Genomic DNA, 17,819 nt, shown 5'->3' with positions numbered 1-17,819 from the left:
ACTGATAATTGATAATTAAAATTAATTACTGATAAATGTACAGACGCGATAGATCGCGTCTCTATCAATAACTGATAACTAATAACTTCATATGCAGAACGTGCGGAATTATTATGAAATATTGGGGGTAACCAAAAATGCTTCGAGTGAGGAGATCAAAAAAGCCTATCGAACTCTAGCTAGACAATATCATCCCGATCGCAATCCGGGGAATAAAGCTGCCGAAGAAAAATTTAAAGATATTAACGAAGCTTACGAAATCCTGTCCGATCCTACTAAGCGATCGCAATATGACCAATTTAGTAAAGCCTGGGGTAAGAAAGGTTTTGCAGCTAGGAATGGCAAGTCTAACCCTTTTGATTTTGGTAATTTCGCCAATAGTAAAACAACTTCAGGTAGAACCGCTACAACTGAACGCGACCGCGTTAGAGTAGATGCTAGCGATTATCGTCCAGGCACAACTAAACGGGAAAGGGTAGTTAATCCTGGTGCTACTCGTCGCGATATCGAAGCTAAGTTGATCTTACCCCTAGATAAAGCTTATCGTGGTGGCATGGAAAGAATTCGTCTGGAAGATGGGCGATCGCTAGAAGTAGAAATGCCTCCTGGCATAACCAACGGGCAACGAATTCGTTTAAAAGGACAAGGAATTGGTGGTGGCGATCTTTATTTAAAAATTGCTGTAGCTCGTCATCCTATTTTTGTAGTACAAGAAGCAGATATTTATTGTCAAGTACCAGTAACTCCAGCAGAAGCAGTGCTAGGAGGAGCGATTGAAGTTCCCACCATTGATGGTTTGGTTAAGGTAACAGTACCACCAGGAGTACGTTCTGGGCAAAGATTGCGTTTAGCCAACAAAGGTTATTTAGATGCCAATGGCGATCGCGGAGATCAATTAGTTGAAATTCAAATTGTTGCGCCAAAAGAAATTAGTGCAGAAGAAAAAGAACTATATGAAAAAATTAAACAATTAGAACAATTTAATCCTCGTCAAAACTTAATTAAAAGTCTGTGACTCCTGAAAGATATCAAAAATTCCAACAAGTTTTAAATAGACGACAGTTAGATTTAACTGTAATTACAGAAGATGTTCATAAACCACACAATTTTTCAGCAATAATTCGTACTTGTGATGCTGTCGGAGTCTTTGCTATTCACGCGGTTAATTCGAGAAGTTCGATGCCTATCTATAACCAGGTTGCTAAAGGTAGTGAAAAATGGGTTGCTTGTCATACTCATACCAATATTGAAAGTGCGGTCTCTGATCTTCACCAGCAAGGGTTAAAAGTTTACGCTGCTCATCTAAGCAAGCAAGCCCTAGACTATCGTATGATTGATTACACTAAACCCACAGCTATTTTATTAGGTGCAGAAAAATCGGGAGTCACTCAAAAAGCTGCGGATTTGGTGGATGGACATATTATTATTCCGATGTTGGGTATGGTACAATCGCTAAATGTTTCCGTTGCTGCTGCGGTGATTTTGTTTGAAGCTCAACGACAGAGATTAGCAGCAGGTTTATACGAACGAGTTCATTTAGCTCCAGATATTTATGAACAAATGATGTTTGAGTGGAGTTATCCAGAGGTAGCAGCAAGCTATCGGCAACAAGAGAAACCTTATCCTCGATTAGGAACAAAAGGAGAAATTATTATTAGTTAAAATCTATTTTGTTTAGATTGAATAATTTATTATTCCTAGCTTAACATAGTTACTTTTTCTAATAAATAACCAAAAAAAATCATAATTAAGCAATAACACTAAATAGGTACTTGTTTTTCTGATTGTTTAATCAATAGTTTTATTGGAACTAGAAAAGAATCACTGGGCAGTATCAATACTGCGGTTTAATTGACTAGTTCAGGTTGCTCCTTTTACTTCCAACACCGAGAGAGTAGGACTCGAAAATTTAAGGTTTTATTAATATTTACCACCTATTGTCTTCGTGTTTCCACTCGATAGGCTTTCTTACCTACGCTGTCAAGGTTCTGGTCTAATTATATGAAATAGAAAAAAGAATGCTACTCATCAATTTCCGCGTCCCCGAGTTTCCTTTTCCCCTCCTCCGCCATTTGTAACAAACATTTAAGTATTCCAGATTAAAAGCAAGTAAGTTTATTTAAATGGGTGAACAGACTTGATATCACACCATACCCATAATTTCGTAGCCAGAGTCGACATAAATCACTTGTCCTGTGATCCCGCTTGCTAAATCACTACACAAAAAGGCTGCGGTATTGCCGACTTCTAGTTGAGTAACAGTTCTTCTGAGGGGAGCAACTTCTTCTACGTGACGAATCATATCTAAAATACCACCGACGGCAGAAGAAGCCAAAGTCCGAATTGGCCCTGCCGAGATGCCATTAACACGAATATTTTCTGAACCTAATTCTGCTGCTAGATAACGCACACTCATTTCTAATGCTGCTTTAGCAACGCCCATAACATTATAATTAGGGATAACTTTGACACCTCCTAAATAAGAAAGAGTCACAATACTTCCCCCCTCACTCATCAAAGATTTAGCTCTTTTACTTAAACTTGTAAGAGAATAAGCGCTAATTTCTAAAGCCTTAGTAAAACCCTCTCTTGATGTTTCGCTAAAATTTCCAGATAAATCTTCTTTATCAGCAAAAGCTAAACAGTGAATCAAAATATCTAGTTTGCCCCATTTATCGGCAATAGTGGCAAAAGTAGCGTCCATTTGAGCATCGTCTTGGACATCACAAGGTAAAAAAATTGTCGGATTAAGTGGCGCGACTAACTCACTGACTTTTTTTTCAAAACGACCTTTAGGATCAGGAAGATAGGTAACTCCTAAATTAGCACCAGCCTGATGTAATTGTTGAGCTATACCCCAAGCAATGGAGCGATTGTTAGCAATACCAGTAACGAGAGCATTTTTTCCAGTTAAATCAAGCATAATCTTTAATAAATTATTTCAGCAGCAGCCTTAATTGAACTAACATAGATTTTATGAGTAATGAGTTACACAGGTCATCTTTTAAAATTCAGGTAGCTTTGGCAATCACCTAGAAAAAGAGACTTTGGTATATTGTTTAATTATTTTGAGTACGCACAAGTTGATTGAATCCCAAATCTCAAACTTGCCAAGATTAATTATTGGTACTTTACTGTTGAAAGTTTAATATTAAACCATTATTAGTTTTTCCTGCTAAGTTAAGTTCCATGGAACTATCCCTGACCCAAAATCAACCGCTAGCCTCTGTATTTCGGAAAATTGGTCGTAGCTCATTTCCACCAGTGGTGGAGACTTTTGAGCGTGGTAAAACCATTTTCTTTCCTGGTGATCCCGCCGAAAGAGTGTATTTTTTAGTTAAGGGTGCAGTCAAACTTTCTCGTGTCTATGAAGCAGGAGAAGAAATTACTGTGGCTTTATTGAGAGAAAATACTGTCTTTGGAGTTTTGTCTCTGATCACTGGTCAACGTAGCGATCGCTTTTATCATGCAGTTGCTTTTACTTCAGTAGAGTTGCTTTCTGCGCCAATTCAACAAGTAGAACAATCTCTTAAAGAAAATCCCGAGTTATCAATGTTGATGTTACGAGGTTTGTCTTCACGAATTTTACAGACAGAAATGATGATTGAAACCCTAGCTCATCGAGATATGGGTTCTCGTTTGGTAAGTTTTTTACTTATTCTCTGTCGAGATTTTGGCGTACCTACCAATGAGGGGATCAGAATCGATCTCAAACTTTCTCATCAAGCGATCGCAGAAGCGATTGGTTCAACTAGAGTCACAGTAACTCGTTTGTTGGGAGATTTACGACAAGAAAATATGATTTCGATCCATAAAAAGAAAATAACTGTACATAATCCCGTCGCCCTGAGCCAACAATTTACTTAAAATTTGGTTAAATTGGAATGCTGAATAGTTTGATAAAAAGTTATTACTTATTTGGATGTTTAATTTAGATTTGGTCAAACAATTATTACCGAAGCAAAACTTTCCTAAAATGATTTGGGAATTATTTTCAGCATTCATTACTTATAATTTATCTTTGTAATGACCAGTGCTTATATTCTCATTGCAGCTATTTTATTGCTGGGGGGTTTGATTGCTGCCTTAGGAGACCGTTTAGGAACTAAAGTTGGCAAAGCACGTCTAAGATTGTTTAAACTTCGTCCTCGTCAAACTGCGATGATCGTTACAGTTTTGACGGGTACAATTATTTCTGCTTCTACTTTAGGAATTTTGTTTACTTTAAGCGAATCTCTACGTAAAGGAATATTTCAGCTTGATGATATTCTCAAAGAATTAAGAACTGTTCAACAGGAATTAGCTGCGGTTACCGAAGAAAAAGAACAAGTCAAAAATGAATTATCTAATGTAGTTACTCAGCAAGATCAAGCTCAACAACAATTAAATCAAACCAACCGTAATTATCAGCAAGCACAAGCCCAATTAAAAACTATTTCCCAACAGGCTAATCAACTGAAAACTGAATTAAACAATCTTTTGCAAGAAAGGCAAAAACAATTACAGCAATTGAAGACACTCAAGCAAGAAAGTCAACAATTACAACAAAAATTAACCGAAAAAGAAACTAAACTGGTTGAACAAGACCGTATTTTACTAGATCGAGAAACTCGTTTAAATCAATTAGAAAGACAACAGGAAGTTTTACAGCAACAAATAACAGTACAAGACCAAAAAATTTCATCTTTAGATAACGCGATCGCAGATAAAGATTTCAATCTTCAGCTTAGAAAAGAACAACTAAATCAATTAGAAACTCAAATTCAATATCTTGAAAAAGAAGTAGCTATTCTCGAACAATATTATCAAACTTATCAAGAACTTCGAGAAAAAAGAATTGCCATTTTTAAAGGTCAAGTTTTAGCTTCAGCAACAGTTAGAATTGTCGACCCTAATGCTGCCATGTCAGCGATTGACAGTGTACTCAGACAAGCCAATCGCTCTGCAATTAAAGCCACCTTATTTCAAGAAAATAATCAAGAAGAAAGGGTAGTTAAAATTACTAAAGCTCAAGTAGAACAATTAGCTAAACAAATTCAAGATGGTCAAGATTATGTTCTCAGGATTCTTTCAGCCGGTAATTATGTTCAAGGCGAAAAAGAAGTTAGAGTATTTGCAGATCTTGCTGTTAATAAAGAAGTTTTTACTGCTGAAGAAGAAATTGCAACTGTTTCGATTGATAACAGTCAAACTAATACAACTGAAATTCAAGAACAAATAGATTGGTTACTAGCTGCTTCAAAATTCCGCGCTGGAAGGGCTGGTATTTTAGGAGAAATTCAAGTAGGAGATGAACAAATTAGCAGCTTGATTAATTTTGTCGAAAAAATAGTTGACTCAAAAGAATCAATCGACGAAATTAGAGCCGTTGTTGCCGAAACTACCTATACAGCAGGACCACTGAAACTGAAATTATTAGCAGTAAGCAATGGCAAAGTTATGTTTAGTCTTTAATCAACTGGAGTAAGAAATAATTCTCTTTCTGCTTGTCTTCTTCTACTTAATCCAGCTAAAGTAACTAATCTACCCCCGACATTAGCCTTATTCCACCGTAAAAATTCATTAGCTGCACCAAGATAATCTTGAGCATTGACTTTTCTCAATAAAGTGCTGTTTTTGATACCTTCAACACCAACATTAAAAGCTATTGAAGTCAACGCACCTAATTGATGAGCATTTAATTTTACTGTAACTGCTTGCTCGATTTGGGTTTGAATTGCTTGCAACTGTTTTTCCAAAGCATGATCGGCTTCGTTTTGTTCAATGCGATCGCCTATGTTAACCGATTTTCCCCCTATTTTTGACAAACCATATCCAATTACGGGAGTTCCGTCTGTATCCCAATACGCCTGAGAACGAAAGCCTTCAAATTCTTTCACCAAAGCAATCGTTTTACTCATGACTGGGATTGACGCAGGCTGAGTTGGTTGAACCGATTCAGGAATAGGTAGTCGAGGTAGCTCGGGTTGTGGTTCTGGAATAAAAGACCTTTGAGGTAAGATCTTCGGTTTTTTGTATTGAAGAGCAGGAAAATTAATTGAGGTTTCTTGCTGAACTTGTTTTAAAATAGAATTATTATTAGGAGAAACTTCGTCTTGAGGAACGAACACGGCTCCCATGCCAATTAACCAGCAGCCAGTACAGATGACTGCCTTCTCTATATTGTTATTCAAGGTTTCTCAACACCACGGCTTTTTTTCACTGGCTAGTTATAGTCTAGGTTTTTGCTAACAATCCATAGTTTGTGTAGATGGTTTAGGATTGTTTATATAGCTTTACATTTTCTCGATCAAAACTTTACAACTGAGCCAGACTTAAAATTATTGAGGTAGCTTTCGGGAGTCTGTCCTTGTTTCGACCCCAAAAGCAGACCTGTGATTACTTCTCGCCTCGTATTGCAAACATTCTCACCTCGTTAGATACAAAGGAAAAGTGATCATGTTGCAGTTTAAAAATTGTCCTCCACAGTTGACACCTACCCCCTCGGTAAGTCTTCGGTAGGGTGGGCAAAAAGCAAAGACAGATGAAAATGGTGAAGCAAAAATGATTTGCCCACCACAACTTATTTGAACTCAAATCATGGCTTGGTTAAATTGTCAAAATGGGACGCATCGAGGAATTTTTTGCCCTTCTTTTCTACCAATTTAGCCAACGTATTAAATAAGCTCTTTGCCAATAACCAAGAGTAATTAAACCTCCTGCACCTAATAACCACAACCAGTTATAATTGCGTGGTGGCATTAGCCAAAAGCGAATTGTACCATCTCTACCAGCAGAAGCTAATAACTTGCCATCAGGAGTAAACGCTAGAGTATACGTACCACCCTTGTGTCCTCGAAGTGTTTGCATCGGTTGTCCATTGTCTACCTGCCAAAAGCGAATGCGTCCGTGAGAAGTTTTAGGGTAAACCGCTCCCCCAAAGAGAAATGAGGTTACATAAACACCATAGGAAGCTGCCAAATAGCGACCATCTGGACTGAACGCAATATTATTAATACCCTCTTTATCAAGTGAAGTATATATAATACGCAGCAGCTTACCATCTTCAATCCTGTATAAGTGAATTTTGTCGCCTGAGATGCTGGCAGGATAACCACCTATTAATGCTAATAATCGTCCGTCGGGACTAAAGTTAAGACTATAAGCCAACCTGGTAGTGTCTCCTAGTTGCCGAATTACAGTACCATCGCTCAAGCGATTCAGGGTTACTAATCCATCCATATTGATGAGAGCAAGTAATTGCCCATCAGGACTAATAGCAATACTATTTCTGGATTTACCTAAAAGAGTGTAGCGTTTTTCTCCATTGGCAATGTTCCAGACACTTATTGGACTAAAATGAAAGAATTGCTCAGAACCACGAGATGCTCTTGTTACAAGAGTCTGCCCGTCTGGAGAAAAAGCCAAATTATTTGTGTTTGATGAAAGATTATCAGATGGGATCAGAGAATGAAGGAGTTGTCCATCGCTGATGCGCCAAATTTTAACTGCCCCTTCATAACCACCTGCTGCAATCAAGGAATTATCTGGACTAAAGGCGAGGCTACCAGCAGAAAAAAAATCTAAAGTACGTAAAATAGCACCATCAGATATTCGTCGTATCTCCACATGAGGATGACCTTGCTCACGAATATTGTTAGGTAATCGACGACGAGTAAGTGGACCTGCAACTGTAGCTAGCATTTCTCCATTAGGACTTATGGCATTAGTCCAAGTTGAATTGTGAAGTTCCCATGTTTTAATTGAACTTGGAAACCTTAGCAAATCAATAATCTGATATTTCCAGACAAAATACAGCAACAAAAGTGTAACTAAGATAGTAACTATTATTTTGAAAAATAAATAACGAAACATTTTATTATTCTGTAATAGTTGATTTTACTGAATGGAATTTAATTGTTTTGATTATATTCGTAAAAACTCTAGCTGTATCCGTTACTTGTATTTATATTTTGGAGATGTCTAACGATAATAATAATAAAAATTATAAAAAATTAAATCAATCCCAATAAATAACTAGCAATAATAATGGCTATTCCAGTAATAAAAACAATTCCAAATAATAAATATAGAAATATTTCAAACTTTAAATTAAAAAAAATCAAACCTCCGATAAAAGCTCCTACGATAATTCCGACGAGCCAGAAAATTAAAATCCACGACACAACAACAAGAGGTTGATTTATGAGAAAAAGAGTACCAGGTGTTTTTTGCCATCTAATTGCTCCAACTAAAGAACCAATAATAAAACCAGTTATTCCTCCAACTAAACCACTAATAAATGACAAATAAAACATTTTAGTAGAGGAGGCTAAATCGTAGCCACATACTAGACATAATATTGACCAGAGCAATCCTATTATTCCTGATAATAAAATTGATATTAATATAATAGTTACCACGGATTTTATCATTTTTTTTGTTTTTATAAAAAGTAAATAAGCTGTTAATAATTTAATTTTTATATTGAGATTGACGAGAATACTTGGAGGTATGGAGAGGGTTTAAAAATTTTTTTCATAATTAAAAATATGTATTTTTAATAAACATTGACTTAAAAAAACTAAAGTATTCAAGAATTAAAAAAAGACAAAAATATTGTTATATATTTAAGTGTGACAAAACGAAATATTATCCAATTAGATTTGAAAGGTCAAGAAATAATTATGAAAGCTCGTTAATTTCAATTATTTGATACTTTAGTTATTATTAAATAAAGGAATTACTTAAGTATAAACCAACAATTTTTTCAATAACTAAACTAGCAAAATATAACCTCATAAATTTATAATCGCCATAATAATTAACTTTATTTAAACGCTAATCATAACTATTGACATTATCCCCCCCCCTAGTGCTATCAAAGATACAGGTTGATAGTTTAGATGGTTTTTGTCTGTGATGTGGCTCACAATCCCATACGATTTAAATAATAAACAACTATCCACAAAAAAATTCAAACTCTAAAATTACATGATTCAAACAAAAACTAAGTATTTTTACCAAATTAAAGATTGAATTAAGCAAAGGTTTTTTTGTCTTTAAATTGTATTGATTTAAAAGTCAAATATTTTTTTGCTGTTTTTTTTAGAGTATAGCTAAATACTTCATTTCAATTTTATGTTGTTTGATTAAATTTTAACCTAGCCAAAATAATGTTTTTGTAAAAGAGAAAATTATGTCTAATTATTTATTCGATCTTATTGCTAAAACAGGTAATAGTGTAGCTTCTGGAGGTAGTTTATCAGGTTTTGAAACTACTCCTTCTATTAATGATTCGGGCTTAGTAGCTTTTGTTGGTAAATTTGGTTCTCCTGAAGATTTGTTAGTCGGAGATGGAGAACTTCTTCTTAACAATCTTTCTAGTAGTTATAGCGGTACTTTTCGTTCCGGAGTTGAAATTAATAATGACAACGAAGTAGTCGCAGTAGACTTAAGCGGTAGTTTTTCTGCAATTCGCCTGTGGGATGTTAACAATCCTGGTTCTTTTAGCAAAACTCTTGGTACTGGCAAATATCCACCTGATTTTGTTGATTTTGAGAACATTTTTTCATTTCCCGAATTAAATAACAATTCTTCAACAGACCAAGTAGTTTTTACTGCTACTCCCAAAAATCAATTTCCCAATGTAGGTTTAGAAACTTTTGCAGGAGGAGGATTTGGAGGTAGAACTTATAACCAAATAATTTTAACTAATGGCACATCTCGCCCTGCTATTGCAGATAATGGAACAGTTGCTATTAAAGACTTGGGAGAGAAAATTGTACTCTACGATTATCAATTAAATCTTACAGAGGTAATTTCTAGTAGTTTTAACGGTTTTTCTTCTGTTGGAACATCACCAGGGATTAGCGATGATGGCAAAGCAATTGTTTTTTATGGCAACCTAACAAATCCAGGTGCAGATTCAACTACTCAGGGTTTAAATCCAGGGGCAGGAATTTTTGTCAGTATTGAAACCGATACAGGTCGAGAGATTAAACGTATTGCTGGTATAGCTGGTAATGGCATTCTCGATCCTGGCGAAAACCATGAAGATACTAACGGCAATGGAGTAGTAGATACTGGAGAGGATAAAGGAGATATATTTAGTTTTGCCTCTAATGAAAAAATTGGGATTATTTTTAAGGAAACATTAGGTGAAACGCAAACACCGAATGGTGGTTTTGGAGATGTTGCTTTTTTAGCTTTAAATGATTCTGGCAAAATTGGCTTATTTTCTAATCAATTCAAGATTTCTTCTACAGAAGGAACAACTCAAACCACAGTAAATTCGAGTTTAGTTGCCAAAGCAGGACAAGAAGCTAATCGAGTGTCCCCTGAATTAACGGGAAGTATTCAAAATATTAATATTTACGATCCGATCAATGATTCTGGTCAAATTGCTTTTTGGGTCAAAACCACTAATTCTGAAGAGGCAGTTGTGCGTGCTAATCCCGTGCGTAAACCTGTTTTAATTGTGCCTGGTATCGGAGGTTCTTTTCCTATCAGTAATTTTAAAGATTGGATACTTGATCGAGGTGTAAGTCCTGATACTTTACAACCTGAACAATATGGTCGTATTTATAATGATTTGATTGAAACTCTCAAGCGATCTGGTTACGTAGAAGGAATTAATCTGTTTGTAGCAACTTATGATTGGCGACTAAATCCAGGACCAATTGATGAAGTACTTGATGGAAAAATTCATCGTTCTGTAGCAGAACTTACGGATAATACTTATGAATATTCTGTGGATCAATTTGCATTTTGGTTAAAAGAGGCGGTAAAAGGATGGAGAAGGCAATTTTCTGGGATACCTTCTAATCTAATTCCTGGCTTAGATTCAGTTGACATTATTGCTCATAGTGCTGGAGGATTACCTGTAAGAACTTATATTCAAAATGAAGATGCCTACGGAAAATCCTTTACATTTATAGATGATGATGGAAATACACTCGATGCAAACTTACCAAAGGTTAACAACTTTATTTCTTTAGGAGTTCCCTATCGTGGTTCTGCAATTCCATGGCAAGCTCTTCAAAATAACTTTAGTTATGATCCAGTTATGAGATTGCTGGGACAAATTCTTAGAATCGCCTTCCGAAATGTGAATCAAGGTACGACAATTAAATTGACTGGACATACTGATGCCGAAGGAGCAATCACTCAAGAAGAAGCAACTGCACTTGGTCCACTCGGTTTTATTGAAGAGTATGTTCCTAATTTAAAAGCTTTGTTGGCAACATATCCATTTATTGATGATTCATCGGATCAATTAAAAACTTCTAAAGAAATAGACTCTACTACGGAAAATACATTTCTTTTGGATTTGAATAATGGTTTTGATTCTATACCAAGCCGAGATCCTAATGGCTTTGCTAATTTGATCCAGCAAATGATTGCTATCTATGCTACTGGTACACCAACACCAGATGGTGTCATACAAAAAATTGGACCAGAATATCTAGTTAATACTAATGGTATTAATGTATTACCCAAGCCTACTATATTGCCCTTTAATAATAAATTATTACCTCGTTCTCCAAGGGAAGGAGAAATTTGGTATGAATTAAAGGAAAAACTTGTCGATACGCAAGGAGATCAAGCTATTCCTAGGCTATCTGCCATAGGAACATTTGAAGAATATCCCAAAGCAAACATTAATCTAATCAATTTTCCTTCAGTAATCCACACATCTTTGACGTTTGATCCAGATATTCAAAAACGTATTTTAGAAATACTTGGTGTTAGGTTAGAAGATGAGCTAATTTCTACGAACCTTCATACATCGATAACCAATCTTTCTGGCTTATCAGGAGATTTAACACCCCTAATTTCTACTATTATCCTTGATCCCGTAGAAGGATTTATAGTCGATGGTCAAGGACGTAGACTAGGATACACTACAGCAACAGGTGCAATTACGGAAATTCCCAATAGTGTTTGGTTAGGTGAAACAGATGGTATCGGTTTTATTCCCGATAAAGTCGAAGGACCATTTCAACTGCAACTCACTGGTTTAGGTGAAGACTACTATGTCTCAGTCGCCCTCGAAACCGAGAACGGACCAGCAGCTATCGAAGCAGAAGGTTTCCTCGCAGCAGGAGAACAACTCACCCTCAACATTCCCATCAACAACGCCCCCATCCTCGATCTCAATCCCAATACCCCTGGTATAGACTTCAACACCAGCCTCACTCAACCCCAAAACGCGATCGCTTTAACTCAAAACCCCCTCAATCTCACCGATTCCGACTCTCCCAACCTCCAAGGTGCGACCATTACCATTCAAAATCCTCTTGATGGTAATTCTGAATTCCTTACCGCTACCCCCACAGGCAACATTACCACTACCTACGATTCCGCTACTAGCACTCTTACTCTTACTGGTACAGATACCCTTGCCAACTATCAACAAGTCCTCCAAAGCATCACTTATACTAACCAAAAAACCAATCCCAATCCCACTCCTCGTCAAATTACCTTTGTAGTTGATGATGGCGTTAGTTTCAACAACCTCTCTCCCACTGCTACCACTACAGTTACCATTAATTTAAAATTAAACGGTACAAGTGGTAATGATACTTTGATTGGTGGTATTGGTAATGATACTTTAATTGGTGGAGTCGGCAATGATCGACTAGAAGGCAAAGCAGGCAACGATATCCTTAACGGAGTTACTGGCATTGATACTTTAATTGGAGGAGTCGGACATGATGACTATTTCATCGATCACATCAGCGACACTACCATCGAAGACACCAATGCTGGCTCTGATACTGTCCGAACTTCTATCAGTTGGACTCTAGCAGAAAATCTGGAAAACCTGATTTTAACTGGTACTAATCTCATTAATGCTACAGGTAACAATCTTAATAATCTGATTACTGGTAATAACGCCAATAATCTTCTTGCTGGTGGTGATGGCAACGATACTCTCAATGGTAATATCGGTGATGATACCATGATTGGCGAGCGTGGTAACGACACTTATCTAGTCAATAGTAGTCTCGATCTGATTAGTGAAACCTTGAATCAAGGAACAGATACCGTTAATTCCACTACAACCTACACTTTAAGCAATCATCTAGAAAACCTCACTTTAACTGGTAATAATCTCATTGACGCTACAGGTAACAATCTTAATAATCTCCTTACTGGTAATAACGCCAATAATCTTCTTGCTGGTGCAGATGGGTTAGATACACTAATTGGTAACGGTGGTAGCGATCGCCTTAATGGTGATCTAGGTGATGATAGTATGCTTGGTGGGATGGGTAATGATCTTTATCAAGTTGATAGTCTCGGCGATACCATCAGCGAGAATTCAGGAGAAGGTACAGATTCAGTTCATACTACTATTACTTATACATTGGGAGACAATCTAGAAAATTTAACTTTAACTAGTAATGCTGTTATAGATGGTACGGGAAACAACTTCAATAACAATCTGACTGGTAATGTTAGTGATAACATTCTTTCTGGTGGTGCAGGGAATGATACCCTCAATGGCAATAATGGAGATGATCTGTTAATTGGTGGAGTCGGCAATGATCGTCTTAGTGGTGGCAATGGTGCAGATCGTTTTCGATTGTTAGCTACTAATGAGCGTAGCGACACAATTGTGGATTTTGTAGTGGCTGATGATACGATTGAGGTAGCTGCTAGTTTTGGTGGTGGATTAATTGCTGGTAGTTCAATTGGTAGTAACGAGTTTGTGATTGGTTCAACTGCGTTGTCTAGTAGCGATCGCTTTGGCTACGATACTAGTAATGGTTTACTGTGGTTTGATGTTGATGGTACTGGTAGTAATAGACAAGTTAATCTAGCTACACTCAGTTCTGGTTTGAGTCTGACTCATGATGATCTGGTGGTAATTTGATTTTGATTGTTTTTACTTAATCCTTACGTCGCGATCGCGTTATATGAAGTCCTGTTGAATGGTTATATCAAGTTCGGTTGAATAATTATATTAAAGTTGAGGTCAGATATAGCAGTTCTCATACTGGTGAGGTACAAAGTATTTGGATTTAAGGCAGGAGGCAGGTGTTAAGTGTACCTCGTGGATTCGAGAAACGCTATAACAAGTAATTAGTAATTAGCAAATGCAACCAGGCTTTTTTATTTCAACCAATTATTCGTACTTGATATTACACTTTAATGAGGACAAAGTAAAAAGTTAATTAAACGGACTTAATATTATTGCTCAAGATCGAATACTATCTCAAAATTATTGAGGTAGCTTTCGGGAGTCTGTCCTTGTTTCGACCCCAAAAGCAGACCTGTGATTACTTCTCACCTCGTATTGCAAACATTCTCACCTCGTTAGATACAAAGGAAAAGTGATCATGTTGCAGTTTAAAAATTGTCCTTCACAGATTCAACCTCAATTTAAACCAGCAATTACTTGTTCTAAAATAGCAGTAGCCTCATCTATTTCCGCCTCAGAAACGATTAAAGGAGGAACAAAACGAAGTACTTTAGGTCCAGCCGGGGCTAGTAATAAGCCTGCTTGCATTGCTGCTTTAACTATTTCTACGGAAGTCAGTTCAATCTCCGACTGCAATTCCATTCCATTGATTAAACCCCAGCCTCGGACTTCAGTAAATAAATGAGGATCTTGATTAGCGATCGCTCTAAGTCTAACTCGTAATTGTTCGCCTCTAGCTTGAACATTTTGTAAAATATTATCTCTTTCAATTGTTTGTAAGACGCTTAAAGCTGCTGCACAGGCAAAGGGATTACCTCCAAAAGTACTAGCGTGGTTACCAGGTTCAAAAACAGCGCAAAAATCTTTACACAACATCGCACCAATGGGAATTCCACCAGCCAAACCTTTGGCACTGGTAAAAATATCTGGTTCTACACCTAAATTTTCATATCCCCATAATTTACCACTACGTCCGACTCCAACTTGTACTTCATCAAAGACCAAGAGAATATTGTTTTCATCACAAATTTTCCGCAAACGCAGAAAATATTCTAACTCTCCAGGACGTACTCCGCCTTCTCCTTGAAGAGGTTCAAGCATAATTGCAGCAACTCGACGATTACCTTCATCAATATCCGCGATCGCATTTTCGATAGCTCTGATATCGTTATAAGGAACGTAGGCAAAACCATCAACTAAGGGTTCAAAATCTTTTTGATATTTAGGTTGTCCTGTCGCTGTCACTGTAGCTAAAGTTCGTCCGTGAAAGCTAGATTTAGCAGTTAAAATAACAGGTTGTTCGAGAAAGTCCAACACAGTATGAGCATATTTGCGGACTAATTTAATAGCAGCTTCATTAGCTTCTGCCCCAGAATTACAGAAAAAGACTTTATCTGCACAAGAATGCTCGACCAACCATTGAGCTAATTGTCCTTGTTCTGGTATGTAATAAAGATTAGAGACGTGATGAAGTTTTTTAATTTGTTGCGTAACTGTTTCGATCAAAGCAGGATGAGCATGACCTAAAGTACAGGTAGCTATTCCTGCCACAAAATCGAGATATTCTTTGCCTTCTGTATCCCACAGACGACAACCTTCTCCTTTCTCAATAGCGATAGGAAAACGCCCGTAGGTGTTCATTACGCTGTTGTCAAAAGTATTTGGCTCGAAAGAGGACAAAGAAGAATGCTCTAATACAGTTAATTGACTCACAAATTACTCCTAGATAAAAGTTAATAGTGATGAAAAAAAATATTAATGTTGTTCTCGCTCTTAGCAAGACGCCTTGGCAATTACAATCATTTTGCTCAGAGTTTTAACTTTCAACCAAATTTATTAGTTTAGTTTAAATAACTTATTTAGCCATTTTTTGTTACTACAAAAAAGTTTGACAGAATACTAAATTCAGCTTGCCAAGATAATTTATATGCGTAACTTTTCCTTCGAGCAAAAATATGGACGCTTGCGCAAAGAGTTAATCGCTGGTGCGGTAGTTTTAGCTGCAACAGTGATCATTGGCTCTTGTTGGTATTGGTTAGTTGAAGAATGGTCTTGGCTCGATTCAGCCTATATGACCATTATCACGCTTTCTACCGTAGGTTTTGGAGAAATTCATCCCTTAGAACCGCGGTCACGAATTTTTACTATTTGTTTAATTTTAATGGGTTTAATTACCATTGGTTATATAGTAAACCGTTTTACCGAAGCCTTAATTCAAGGCTATTTTCAAGAAGGAATTAGACTAAGACAGGAGAGACGCTTGCTTGAAACTTTAGAACAACATTATATTGTCTGCGGATTTGGCAGAATGGGGTCACAAATTGCCCGTGAGTTTGCTGCTGAAGGAATTATGTTTGTAGTGATTGATTCCCGCTCAGAACAGATAGAATTAGCTCAAGAATTAGGCCATATTGTTGTACAAGGTGACGCGACTCTAGATGAGTCTCTCTCTAAGGCAAGAATTGAAAAAGCTGTTTGTTTAGTAGCTGCTTTGCCTTCAGACGCAGAAAATCTTTATACAGTCTTATCAGCCAAAACTCTGAATCCCTACCTAAGAGCGATCGCTAGAGCTAGCACAGAAGAAGCAGTCCAAAAATTACAACGCGCTGGGGCCGATGCGGTAGTATCTCCTTATATTACTGGAGGAAGAAGACTCGCTGCTGCTGCTTTACGTCCTCAAGTAATGGATTTTGTGGATGGAATTATCACTGGAGCAAATCGTTCTTATTATCTGGAAGAATTTTTGATTGATGCCCAAATTTGTCCTTATGTTGGCAAAAGTTTGAAAGATGCTAGATTACGTTCCCAATCTGGAGCTTTAGTCTTAGCTATTCGTCGTTTTGATGGCAATTTAATTGCCGGGCCGACAGGAGATACTTTAATTTTAGAAAGGGATGCTTTAATCTGTATGGGAACACCAGAACAGTTACGGGAATTAAACCAAATTTTAGGACCAATTAGTTCCCAATTACCAAGATTACCAAAACAAAAATAGAATGAATTGTTAAAAAATATATTGAAGCACGTCTAAAATAATGTTGTTGAAAGGATCGAGTACCACTACAGACGAACCTAAGACAATAATTTTTAGCTCTTGAGAAAGATTGAGATATTCATTAATTTCATTCGGTAAATTAACTTTTTTTGCAAGTCCTGAAGGCAAACCTTTTCCTCTCGCCAAACGTTTTTCAATTCCAGGTGGTAGAGAATGAATTTGATTGGCAATTTTGATCCGCAGAGAAGGATTTAAAAGAGAGCTATCACGACTACTACCACGCAATAAATCAATTAATTGATTTTTTTGAGTATAACTTAAGCCGTTTGAATAATTATTCTGACTGTTAAGAACTGGTTGTTTGACTACTGTTTCATGGCTAGTGTCATGGGGACGCGACCAAGCAGGCGTAGCTACTAATAAACTAGAGATTACCATTAATTGGCATGACCAAAAATACCGATTCTTAAACAACAACATGATTTTTATAAATTTTTTATAACCTATATAAATTATTTTGACTTATGTAACACCAACTTGACCGAACCAGAGTGCTTGACAGTTCAAAAATTTTTATTTTATTAAAAGCTCAAAATGAAGAAGCGCGATCTCGCCCAGAAGCGGTCAGCTTCGCTGGCGCAGATGATTATTTAACAAATTAGTTTAGATACAATACTTAAAAGCAAGATCAAGGCAAGAAGACGGAGGCAGAAGTATTTGAGCCTAATTAAAATCTTTGCTCAAAAGTATGTTTTTGTAATCGGATTTCGTATTACTCGCAATCAAATTCTTGAAAGAGTTTGGGGTTATGATTTTATGGGAGATTCAAATATCATTGAAGTATACGTTCGTTATTTACGCCTCAAACTAGAAGCCGAATACGAAACAAGATTAATTCACACAGTATGAAGA

Annotated in this window: 12 protein-coding genes and 1 pseudogene; 7 read left to right on the top strand and 6 right to left on the bottom strand. The window is 36.7% G+C overall.

The features are described 5' to 3' along the window. Positions 1–91: 91 nt before the first annotated feature. Both STA7437_RS12195 and trmH read left to right on the top strand, forming a co-directional pair. The gene (locus tag STA7437_RS12195; RefSeq protein ID WP_015193688.1) at positions 92–1,015 is read left to right on the top strand and encodes a DnaJ C-terminal domain-containing protein; all 924 of its coding nucleotides are present in this window, start codon (positions 92–94) and stop codon (positions 1,013–1,015) included. Continuing rightward, positions 1,012–1,662 (top strand): tRNA (guanosine(18)-2'-O)-methyltransferase TrmH, encoded by a 651-nt coding sequence (gene trmH / locus STA7437_RS12190; RefSeq protein WP_015193687.1) that lies wholly within the window; start codon positions 1,012–1,014, stop codon positions 1,660–1,662. Before STA7437_RS12195 ends, trmH begins: the two co-directional genes overlap by 4 nt. Before the next feature lie 481 nt (positions 1,663–2,143). Here the strand turns inward: trmH and fabI are convergent, their stop codons facing one another. Then, complete coding sequence (gene fabI / locus STA7437_RS12185; RefSeq protein ID WP_015193686.1) at positions 2,144–2,923, bottom strand: enoyl-ACP reductase FabI; 780 nt, start codon at positions 2,921–2,923, stop codon at positions 2,144–2,146. Between the two features lie 266 nt (positions 2,924–3,189). Here fabI and ntcA point away from each other — a divergent pair, with 266 nt between their 5' ends. Together ntcA and STA7437_RS12175 are read left to right on the top strand one after the other, a co-directional pair. Then, entirely contained in the window at positions 3,190–3,867 is a 678-nt protein-coding gene (gene ntcA / locus STA7437_RS12180; protein WP_015193685.1) for a global nitrogen regulator NtcA, read from the top strand. A gap of 159 nt (positions 3,868–4,026) precedes the next feature. Then, positions 4,027–5,454 (top strand): DUF3084 domain-containing protein, encoded by a 1,428-nt coding sequence (locus tag STA7437_RS12175; protein ID WP_015193684.1) that lies wholly within the window; start codon positions 4,027–4,029, stop codon positions 5,452–5,454. Here STA7437_RS12175 and STA7437_RS12170 read toward each other — a convergent pair. The 3 genes from STA7437_RS12170 to STA7437_RS12160 form a co-directional block, all read right to left on the bottom strand. Next, complete coding sequence (locus STA7437_RS12170; protein WP_150109061.1) at positions 5,451–6,173, bottom strand: lysozyme; 723 nt, start codon at positions 6,171–6,173, stop codon at positions 5,451–5,453. The genes STA7437_RS12175 and STA7437_RS12170 overlap by 4 nt on opposite strands. A gap of 463 nt (positions 6,174–6,636) precedes the next feature. Further along, entirely contained in the window at positions 6,637–7,764 is a 1,128-nt protein-coding gene (locus tag STA7437_RS12165; protein WP_171815453.1) for a WD40 repeat domain-containing protein, read from the bottom strand. A 230-nt stretch (positions 7,765–7,994) separates the two neighbouring features. Then, on the bottom strand, positions 7,995–8,354 hold the full coding sequence (locus tag STA7437_RS12160) for a hypothetical protein (RefSeq protein WP_150109060.1): 360 nt from the start codon (positions 8,352–8,354) through the stop codon (positions 7,995–7,997). Positions 8,355–9,178: 824 nt separating this feature from the next. On the opposite strand from STA7437_RS12160, the gene STA7437_RS24885 reads away from it, so the two are divergent. Then, a complete protein-coding gene (locus STA7437_RS24885) occupies positions 9,179–13,864 on the top strand; it encodes a calcium-binding protein (protein ID WP_015193680.1) in 4,686 nt (1,561 codons plus the stop codon). 504 nt (positions 13,865–14,368) lie between these two features. On the opposite strand, the gene STA7437_RS12150 is transcribed toward STA7437_RS24885, so the two are convergent. Then, positions 14,369–15,625: an aspartate aminotransferase family protein gene (locus STA7437_RS12150; protein ID WP_015193679.1), complete on the bottom strand. Its 1,257-nt coding sequence runs from the start codon at positions 15,623–15,625 to the stop codon at positions 14,369–14,371. 214 nt (positions 15,626–15,839) lie between these two features. On the opposite strand from STA7437_RS12150, the gene STA7437_RS12145 reads away from it, so the two are divergent. Beyond that, a complete protein-coding gene (locus STA7437_RS12145; protein ID WP_015193678.1) occupies positions 15,840–16,907 on the top strand; it encodes a potassium channel family protein in 1,068 nt (355 codons plus the stop codon). A gap of 9 nt (positions 16,908–16,916) precedes the next feature. Here the strand turns inward: STA7437_RS12145 and STA7437_RS12140 are convergent, their stop codons facing one another. After that, the gene (locus STA7437_RS12140) at positions 16,917–17,387 is read right to left on the bottom strand and encodes a hypothetical protein (protein WP_150109059.1); all 471 of its coding nucleotides are present in this window, start codon (positions 17,385–17,387) and stop codon (positions 16,917–16,919) included. Between the two features lie 291 nt (positions 17,388–17,678). On the opposite strand from STA7437_RS12140, the pseudogene STA7437_RS12135 reads away from it, so the two are divergent. Further along, positions 17,679–17,816: pseudogene (locus STA7437_RS12135) on the top strand (winged helix-turn-helix domain-containing protein); the annotation flags it as partial. Positions 17,817–17,819 lie beyond the last annotated feature (3 nt).

Source organism: Stanieria cyanosphaera PCC 7437, from assembly GCF_000317575.1.
GTDB lineage: Bacteria > Cyanobacteriota > Cyanobacteriia > Cyanobacteriales > Xenococcaceae > Stanieria > Stanieria cyanosphaera.
The sequence above is the reverse complement of the archived record's forward strand: the minus strand, read 5'-3'. Positions and strand labels throughout refer to the sequence as shown.